Raw genomic sequence first — 7,826 nt, 5'->3', positions numbered from 1 at the left:
ATGTGTTGCACTCATCGGCGGCCGAGAGTGTCACCCTCACCTCCGGGCCGAGGACGCACCGCTCGGCCGCGTCCAGAACGATCGCATAGAGGCTGGCCAGGGAGTTGGATGGGACTGATGCCTTCCACCATTGGATGACATAGCCGTCGTCATCGTAGTGGGAGGGCTTGATTAGCTCGACATGAAATCGCATGGCCAATGCTCCTTGCATACCGCGAGAGCAGACGGAGGATTTCCGCGGCCGCAGGCTGATCAGTGACGCCGGCCTGCCTCCTCGCGGTCGATAAGAAGTGCACGCGCCTCGGATAGCGATGAGGAGGGTTCAAGCAATTCCTCCGGTCGGTCAGGGACCAACGTAGCCCCAGCCTTAAAGGAATAACTTAGTGAGTAATTCAGCATAATGCCAGAATTCCCAGGTATTACTCATCATCTTCACACGAACACTATCGTGACATTTTCAATTTGGCAATGAAATTCGGATAATTTTTTCGTGCTTCGATCATAGATCCGGTCTCAATTGATATTGCCGCACGAGGGCCCGGGCTCAGACGCCCCGAGACCGCCCTCAATGGATTTGCGGGCGATGACCACGCGGGTCAATTGGCCTGATAATGGTCCTAGAGCACGCGCTGCTTCGTCCGTGGTAGCGTGTTGCCAGATTGCAATACAGAAGGCGACGGCATGCCCCGGCAAAGCTGCTGACCGGCAGCAAGCAATGAGGATCTTACGCTATGATCAATCAAGATTTCACTAGGGAAATTATGCGCTCGCAGTTGTTGCGGGGCAGGGTGGCTATAGTTAGGCTCCAGACTCAATCAGATCCAGAAGAGTAGCAAAGTGGCGAGGGCGACGGCGGACAAGAAGTTTCGAGCCAGCTTGTCGTAGCGGGTGGCGACACGTCTGAAATCCTTTAATCGGCCGAAAGCATTTTCGATCAGATGGCGAGACTTGTAGCGGGCCTTGTCGAGCGGGATCTTGCGCTTGCGGTTGGCCTTGCCGGGGATCACCGGCCGGCCGCCGCGGGCGCGGATCATCGCGCGCAGGCTGTCGGCGTCGTAACCCTTGTCGGCGATGAGATAGCCCAGGCCAGCCGCCCGCTCGATCAGCTTCGGCGCGGCAGTGATGTCGGCGACGTTGCCGGGGGTGAGGTCGAGGACGAAGGGACGGCCGATCACGTCGGTGAGCGCATGGATTTTGGTCGTGTTTCCGCCGCGCGAGGGTCCGATGGCCTGCGCCTTGGCCCCCCTTTTCCGCCGTAGGCGGCGCGCTGGGCCTTGACGTAGGTGGCGTCGATCGCGGTGGCGGCGGTCGCCGCGCCGGCGCCGGCCAGCGCTTCGAGCATGCCCGTCCAGAAGCGCTTGCGCGACCAGCGGTTGAAGCGGTTGTAGATGGTCGTGGCCGGGCCATACGCCCCGGGGCAATCCTGCCAGCGGCAGCCGGTTCTCAGGACGTGGAAGATCCCCGACATGATCCGGCGGTCGTCCTTGCGCCGCGCGCCAGGCTGGTTCTTGGGCATGAACGGTTCGATCGCCGCCCACTGCTCGTCGTCGAGCCAGAACAGGTTGCTCATCAGCCGCCGCTCCCTCCAGGTCGATCCCGGATCCCAGAGAATCACGGCCTCTTTGTTCACTCGTTAGGCTGATTGAGTTTTGACCCTAGTCAAAAGGCCATTGTAGATGCTATGCATAGGAGGCGATTAGACACAAATGAGGCTGAGAGAGTTCTTGGATGCTTGATAAGTTCTCGAAGAATCCTCAGGAGGACTCTCGCCGATCTTGAGCATAAGGAGCCGCTCTAACAAAGGAATGTCTATCTCTAAACATTACCTCGCCTGCTGCACACAACAGGATCGGTGGCTATAACCGCCGCATATCGCGTGGTCATCTTCTCAGGATGTCTCCCTTCCGCCCTTGTCGGACGGCCGGGCCGGCTATGGGACGCCGGAAAGCCGCCACTGCGCTGGCTTCTCTTGATGCTCGAACACGTGCCACCGGAAAGGGTCAGCATCCGGTGAGGACCGCAGGCGGATCTATTCGTAGGATCCGAGCTTGGGCGGAGCGTGAACGGCCAAGCGTCGGTCGGCGTTTGATCTGCTGCAGGTTCGCGATGCCCTCGCGGGTGAAGGCGATCACACTGGGCTTGTCACGTTCGCGGCCTTGCAGCGCGCCCGCGAGCAGCGGAGCGGTAGCCATGGCCTTGCCTGACCATGCCGACCTTGAGGAGCCCCGAAGCGGGGGTCTGCGCCCAGACTGAGTTGACCAGGAAGGAGATTGTTATGAAGCTCTGGCTTGCCAACTTCGACCCCCAAGCGACAGACGACGAGCTGCCCGAGGTCGCACGGCTCACCCGAGAAGCCGGCGATGTCTCGCGGCCCATGGCCGACCTCGAATTCGACAAGGGGAGCCGCCAAGTGCTGTGCGAGGCACAGCGGCGCCTGAGCGGGCTGCACTGGGAGACCCGCTCGGTCACGGGCTATGTGCCGCTATAGCCAGGCAGGGCGGGCTATTGGATCGGTGCGTGCCGGTGGCGAGCCGTGAGCGCAGCAGATTACGCCGCCGTCGAACGCCTGTGGGACGGGCTCGTGCTCCGAATCCGCGCGCTCCGGCCCACTGACCGCGCCGAGCTACTCGCGGCATTCGAGCGGACGAGCGAGGAATCGCTTTACCGCCGGTTTTTCGCGCCGAAGCGCACATTCAGCGAGCGGGAGATTGAATTCTTCGTGAACGTAGACTTCGTGAGTCACGTCGCGCTCGCGGCGGTACTCGAGGACGGCGAACGGCAGGTAATAGTGGGCGCCGGGCGGTACGTCGTTTCAGAGCCTGGCTGTGCCGAGGTCGCCTTCGCGGTGGACGACTCGCACCAGAAACGGGGAATCGGCACGCTCCTAATGCGCCACCTCGTCGTCATCGCACGGGAAGCGGGGATCGGACAGTTCGTCGCCGAAGTGTTTCCGAACAACGCCCCGATGCTGAAGGTGTTCCAACGCTGCGGGCTTGCCATGACAACGCACCGCGAGGCGGGCGTCGTGCACGTCACGCTCCACTTGGCCCAGTGAACTCGTCGGTAAGGGCTTGTCAAGTTCGCGCCTTGCAGGACTCTGGCGACCAGCATAGCGGTCTGCCATGACCCAACCTTGAAATTCCGGCTACCGCTTTCCACTGGATATAATCCAGCGCGCCTTCTGTATGTATCTTCGCTTCACCCTGAGCTACCGCGACGTCGACCTGCTCGCCGAGCGCGGCATCGAGGTGTCCTACGAGACGCTTCGTCGGTGGTGGCGTCGTTCGGACCGACGATCGCCCGGCGCCTTCGCGCAGCGGCCGAAGCCGCACCGGCGATGACACCTCGACGAGATGTTCGTCCGGATCGGCGGGAAGCCGATGTCTTCTCTGGCGCGCCGCCATACCCCGGTCCGGCTCCGGTGCCACCGCACTACCTCGGACCCAACCCACGGAACTCACTTACACAAGATACAGGACACTCTCCCAGCCGCAGCGCCGCCGCCTTGGCCCCGCTGCCGATACCCGCCAAACCCGATCTCGATCAGGTCTTCGCGCGTCGGCGCTGGCTCGGCCGGCGGATCCGGCGTCACCGCCACCGGCATCAGGCGCAACTCCGTCGGCTCGGCCGCCTTAACGGCGTAGCGCTTCCGCCAGGAGAACACCTGGTTCGCGGTCACGTCGCAGCACCGCGCCACCAGCGACACCGACGACCCCGGCTCCAGCGACGCCGCCACGATCTCCCGCTTCAGCGCCTCCGGCCACGACCGGTCCCGACGCCCCTCCCGTAGCCTTGTGCCCATAACTGCACTCGTGGACACTTCCCACCACCGCCGCTGTCAACCAACGCTTAAACCTCGGTCATCGCTACGATCAGCGAAAGGCGGCCTCCGCCGGAGGGTTACCAAGGTCACGGAGCTGGGCAAGGAAGATCCGCGACCTCGAAGCTCGCCTGACTGTCAACACTCAAGACGTCAACATCCGCCTGGTCAAGGTCGAGACTCGTCTGCAGATGATCTATAACATCGCCGTTGCTCGCGCGTCGGACGGGCAGGGCCCGGGCCGCAGGCGCCGCCGGCGCTAACCAACGAACTGATGTAGGCCTGCTGGGAGGGAGGGGTTTGATGGCGTCGACATGGGAAGATCAGGTCAGAGAATTCAGAGAACTGCTCGACCGGATCATCGAGACCCAGGCCGAGCACGGCCGCAAGATCGATCGCCTCATACAGACGCAGGCGGAGCACGCCAGGATCCTCGGCCGGATGGAGAAGATCGCCGACGACTGGCAGGAGATCGAGGAGGCGTTGGACGAGGCCGGTGGCTAAGGCCAAGCGCCCAGCTGACATCGCTACGCCATGGAGCGGCCGCTGGCGAGCCTGGCGAAGCAGGTGCGGCACGATCCGGTCACCTACAAATTCGGGCCCGTTGAGATCGGTGTCCAGCCGTACCGGGACTTCGGCTGGGCGGTTGTCATGTTCGGACGTTTCTGGCCGATTCCCGCCCTCAAGTCGGCTCTGTCTGCACCAGCAATATACTGAAATCTCATGTGGCGGCCATCGGCTGGGTTCCGCCAGCTGGGGGCAGAATCCGCCAATGTGAGAAGGTCTGCGCGACGAGGGCGCCCGGCTCAGCGTGGCCCAGATTGAGGTCGCCGATGTGGCCCGCACGGCTGCCAAGCGGCGCGCCCGGCTCGCCGTGATGTCGGAATCTGTCCGCCGCTTGGGTGAGGCCTGGTCCTGGACCTGGGAGGTAATAGTGCCTGCCGCCTCCTCCATGAACCTTATTGGCGTGTCAGCGTCAGGTCGGTTGTCACGCGCATTTGCCTGTCGGCGCCGAAGCGATCCGTCACAATGATTTGAAGCCTGTCGCGGCCGAGACTGAAGACTCTCAGGTTGGCCGTCAGGTCACCGTAGACCGGCTTTGGCCAATTGATGATCACAACGATCGTCGTCCCCTCCAGTCGGCCGTCTAGTCGTGATGTCCCGTTCGACACTTCGGTATAGGTGCCTGTCACCCGGCCAGACCGGGGGTTGAGTGCGACATCGGCGCTGATCGATCTCGAGAAGATCAGATACGCCCAGCACGTCCCCTCGAGACTGACCCGGTCACCTCCCTGATGCTGGATCGTGAAGTCGCACCTTACGTTATGACGCGTGGCATCCGGACCGTCTGCGACCATACCCGAGGCGCGAAACGAGCCGATGAAGGCGTCGAGAGGCGCGGCTCCCGCTGGCCCCAAGCAGCCGAAGGCAATCGGCAGCAACGCTGCGACGCATCTGCTCACTCGGAAAAACTGGGGCTGCGGCATGGCCTCGCTCTTTCTCAGACCGTTGGCGTCGCGTCGCATCTCCCTAAAGGGTAACACAATTTCCAGGACCAAGTACCGCACCCCAGCGCGTCGGCCGATCCGTCGTGGCAAGCTGCGAAGGATCTCGCCCTCACCCCCTGGAACCACGGCCTGCTCACCGACGTCTACGGACGTCGGTCCCAAACCTAGAGCTCGTCGGCCAGCAGCTTGCCGGTAAAGTTCCCCACCCACAAACGCGAATGCCGGCGGTAGCCCCGAGCTGTCCGCGCGTCCTTCCATCGGCCGTGCTGCATCGCCGCCTCGAGCGGCACCCCTTTCCGGTCGGCCGCCGTCATCATGCCGGCGCGCAGGCTGTGCCCGGAAAACTCCCCCTCGTCCACCCCGGTCCCCTTGATCACCCGCTTGACCAGGCGGGCCACCGTCTTGCTGTCGATCGGCTGCAGCCGGCCGTCGAGACCGTAGATCAGGTGGCCGCCGCGGTCGATCCGGCAGAACAGCGGCCCGGCCGTGTCGCCCCGCGCCGCGAGCCAGGCCGAGACCGCGGTCACGGCGCAGAGCGGCGATGCCGGCACCGCCTGGATGCCGACCTCCTCGCCGCGGCGCTCCTGGTCGGTCTTCGAGCCGGCGACGAACAGCACCAGCCCCTCGGCCGTGAAGGTCAGGTCCCGGAGGTCGAAGGCGGCGAGCTCGGAGCGGCGGAAGCCGCCGGCGAAGCCGGTCAGCAGCAGCGCCCGGTCGCGCAAACACCGCTTCGGCGCCGGCGCCGTCTCGGGATCCAGCATCAGCAGGACGGCGCGCAGATTCTCCTCGAGCAGCGCCGCCTTCTTGTCCGGCCGGGCGCCCTTGGTCCGCCTGAGGCCGGCGAGAAAGGCCCGGAACTGGGTGTCGTCGAAGTGCAGCGGGCGACCGAGCCGGCGCCGGATCTCCAGCACCGCGGCGCGGCGCAGCTCGAGGGTGGAGAGCTTCCGGGTCTCCGACAGCGCCGTCAGGTGGATCGCCAGCCAGGAGGCGTCGGCCAGCTGCGGATCGAGCCCGAAGCCGAGGCACCATTCGCTCCACTGCCGCCAGGCCGAGCCATAGGCCTTGCGGGTATTGGCGGAGAACGAGGCCTCGACCAGCTCGTCCGCGCGCGCGGCGAGGCGGCGGATTTCTGCTTGCTGGCCTTCGGTCAGGGCGCCGTCGGGCCGCGCCATTGCTGGAGAAGATGGCTCGTCCACGGTGGTTCCCTCCCCTCCCCTGCCGCCGAGCGGTGCTTCCGGACTCATGGCGCCAGCACCAGGTGACGGGCGTTCGCTGGCGTCAGCTGGCCGCGAACGGCCAGCAGATGCGCCTCGATCGCCGCGGCGGCGTCGGCGGCGGCGATATGGGTGGTGTCGAGGTCGAGCCGCTCGGGCACGTCGGGCTTCAGCAGCCGGTCGGCGCGGATCATCGCTGCCAGCACGTTCGGGTCGGTCAGCTTGCGTCCCTGGCGCTCGAGTCTCTGGACCCGGGAGCACAGCACGGTGTCGTCGGCCTCGAGCACCACCGGGATCAGCGGCACGCCCCGCATCTCGGCGAGGGCGACGACGTGGCGCCAGGCCTCGCGCTCGCGCGCAGCGCCGAGGCACAGGGCGTTGGTCATGACGAAGGTCTCCGATCGCGGCCGGTCGGCCAGGGCCTGGTAGGCGGCGGCGCGCACCGCCTCGTAGAGCGGCCAGCGCGCCGGGTCGTCCATGCCGGCGCAGCGGATGGCGACGTCGTGCAGCAGGTGGTTGTCGATCAGCCGGGCCCGGAGCCGCTGCGCCAGCAGGCGCGCGACGGTGAGCTTGCCGACCCCGGGCCAGCCATTGAGATGGACGATCACTCTCCCCTCCCCCGCTCACGGGCCCGCCGGCAGGGCCCGCGACCACAGGACCGCGACCGGGTGGAACCGGACCAGCGCAATCCGGTGCAGCACCGCCGGCCGCGGCCGCCAGGCCGCGATCGCGTTGCGGACCGCCGTCGGCACGGCGGCGAGGCGCAGCCCCTCGCCCAGCGTGACGTGCGGCACCCAGGCCTCCGGCAGGTAATGCGCCCAGCAGCGCGGGCCGGACGCCCAGGTCGCCTGGTGATAGGCGCGGTGCAGGGCCAGCAGCTCGGCCGAGACCACCGGGGCGGCGAACAGGACGGCGGGCGGTCCCGGGAACAGGCCCAGGCTCGCCAGCTGGATGGTGAGCGCGGGCTGCCGCTCGGCGAAGCGCTGCAGCGACACCGTGACCGCCGCCGGGACCAGGCGATCGTAGACGGCGAGCGAGCGATGCGGCGCGACCTTGGCCCGGCGCGGCGTCATCGCGTCCGGGTCGGCGCGCTCGACGGCATCGATCAGGGCCGCCAGGGCGTCGGCGCTGCGCGCATCGAGATCGAGGTGGACGGCGAACGGCACGGGGCCCCCGGAGCGGACGATCCGAGGAGTCTACCCGCCCCACGTCCCCACCGGAAACCACAACGCCCGATAAGCCCCCTTATCGTCTAGCGATTTCAATGAGTTGGGATGTCCGGAG

10 protein-coding genes and 2 pseudogenes are annotated in these 7,826 nt (G+C 65.8%); 5 read left to right on the top strand and 7 right to left on the bottom strand.

What is annotated here, in order from left to right; all coding sequences use genetic code 11:
• Together FFK22_RS44165 and FFK22_RS40155 are read right to left on the bottom strand one after the other, a co-directional pair.
• The coding region (locus tag FFK22_RS44165; RefSeq protein WP_221939242.1) for a hypothetical protein at positions 1-193 on the bottom strand (193 nt) is incomplete at its 3' end.
• Positions 194-815: 622 nt separating this feature from the next.
• Positions 816-1,570 (bottom strand): annotated as a pseudogene (locus tag FFK22_RS40155) (IS5 family transposase).
• A 705-nt stretch (positions 1,571-2,275) separates the two neighbouring features.
• Here FFK22_RS40155 and FFK22_RS40150 point away from each other — a divergent pair.
• From FFK22_RS40150 to FFK22_RS40140, 3 genes and pseudogenes are all read left to right on the top strand, one after another.
• A complete protein-coding gene (locus FFK22_RS40150; protein ID WP_138893186.1) occupies positions 2,276-2,488 on the top strand; it encodes a hypothetical protein in 213 nt (70 codons plus the stop codon).
• Positions 2,489-2,533: 45 nt separating this feature from the next.
• Complete coding sequence (locus FFK22_RS40145; RefSeq protein ID WP_138893187.1) at positions 2,534-3,055, top strand: GNAT family N-acetyltransferase; 522 nt, start codon at positions 2,534-2,536, stop codon at positions 3,053-3,055.
• 103 nt (positions 3,056-3,158) lie between these two features.
• Positions 3,159-3,338: pseudogene (locus FFK22_RS40140) on the top strand (IS6 family transposase); the annotation flags it as partial.
• A 119-nt stretch (positions 3,339-3,457) separates the two neighbouring features.
• On the opposite strand, the gene FFK22_RS40135 reads toward FFK22_RS40140, so the two are convergent.
• Positions 3,458-3,802 (bottom strand): transposase, encoded by a 345-nt coding sequence (locus FFK22_RS40135; protein ID WP_138893188.1) that lies wholly within the window; start codon positions 3,800-3,802, stop codon positions 3,458-3,460.
• 321 nt (positions 3,803-4,123) lie between these two features.
• On the opposite strand from FFK22_RS40135, the gene FFK22_RS40130 reads away from it, so the two are divergent.
• The gene (locus FFK22_RS40130) at positions 4,124-4,324 is read left to right on the top strand and encodes a hypothetical protein (protein WP_138893189.1); all 201 of its coding nucleotides are present in this window, start codon (positions 4,124-4,126) and stop codon (positions 4,322-4,324) included.
• A gap of 30 nt (positions 4,325-4,354) precedes the next feature.
• A complete protein-coding gene (locus FFK22_RS40125) occupies positions 4,355-4,537 on the top strand; it encodes a hypothetical protein (protein ID WP_138893190.1) in 183 nt (60 codons plus the stop codon).
• A gap of 242 nt (positions 4,538-4,779) precedes the next feature.
• Here the strand turns inward: FFK22_RS40125 and FFK22_RS40120 are convergent, their stop codons facing one another.
• From FFK22_RS40120 to FFK22_RS40105, 4 genes are all read right to left on the bottom strand, one after another.
• On the bottom strand, positions 4,780-5,307 hold the full coding sequence (locus tag FFK22_RS40120; RefSeq protein ID WP_138893191.1) for a hypothetical protein: 528 nt from the start codon (positions 5,305-5,307) through the stop codon (positions 4,780-4,782).
• Between the two features lie 185 nt (positions 5,308-5,492).
• Positions 5,493-6,524, bottom strand: coding sequence for a site-specific integrase (locus FFK22_RS40115; RefSeq protein WP_186002935.1), 1,032 nt, complete (start codon positions 6,522-6,524; stop codon positions 5,493-5,495).
• 44 nt (positions 6,525-6,568) lie between these two features.
• Positions 6,569-7,150, bottom strand: a complete 582-nt coding sequence (locus tag FFK22_RS40110) for an AAA family ATPase (protein ID WP_138893684.1) — start codon at positions 7,148-7,150, stop codon at positions 6,569-6,571.
• 15 nt (positions 7,151-7,165) lie between these two features.
• Entirely contained in the window at positions 7,166-7,708 is a 543-nt protein-coding gene (locus tag FFK22_RS40105) for a 2'-5' RNA ligase family protein (RefSeq protein ID WP_186002934.1), read from the bottom strand.
• Positions 7,709-7,826: the final 118 nt, after the last annotated feature.

The organism is Mycobacterium sp. KBS0706, from assembly GCF_005938675.2.
In the GTDB taxonomy this organism is placed as follows: Bacteria; Pseudomonadota; Alphaproteobacteria; order DSM-16000; family Inquilinaceae; genus Inquilinus.
This window is presented reverse-complemented; position numbering and strand designations above follow the sequence as displayed.

Bases quoted from the DNA above. Each gene is read 5' to 3' on its own strand.
- FFK22_RS40150 (WP_138893186.1), top strand. From the start codon at position 2,276: ATGAAGCTCTGGCTTGCCAACTTCGACCCCCAAGCGACAGACGACGAG.
- FFK22_RS40135 (WP_138893188.1), bottom strand. From the start codon at position 3,802: ATGGGCACAAGGCTACGGGAGGGGCGTCGGGACCGGTCGTGGCCGGAG.
- FFK22_RS40130 (WP_138893189.1), top strand. From the start codon at position 4,124: ATGGCGTCGACATGGGAAGATCAGGTCAGAGAATTCAGAGAACTGCTC.
- FFK22_RS40125 (WP_138893190.1), top strand. From the start codon at position 4,355: ATGGAGCGGCCGCTGGCGAGCCTGGCGAAGCAGGTGCGGCACGATCCG.
- FFK22_RS40120 (WP_138893191.1), bottom strand. From the start codon at position 5,307: ATGCCGCAGCCCCAGTTTTTCCGAGTGAGCAGATGCGTCGCAGCGTTG.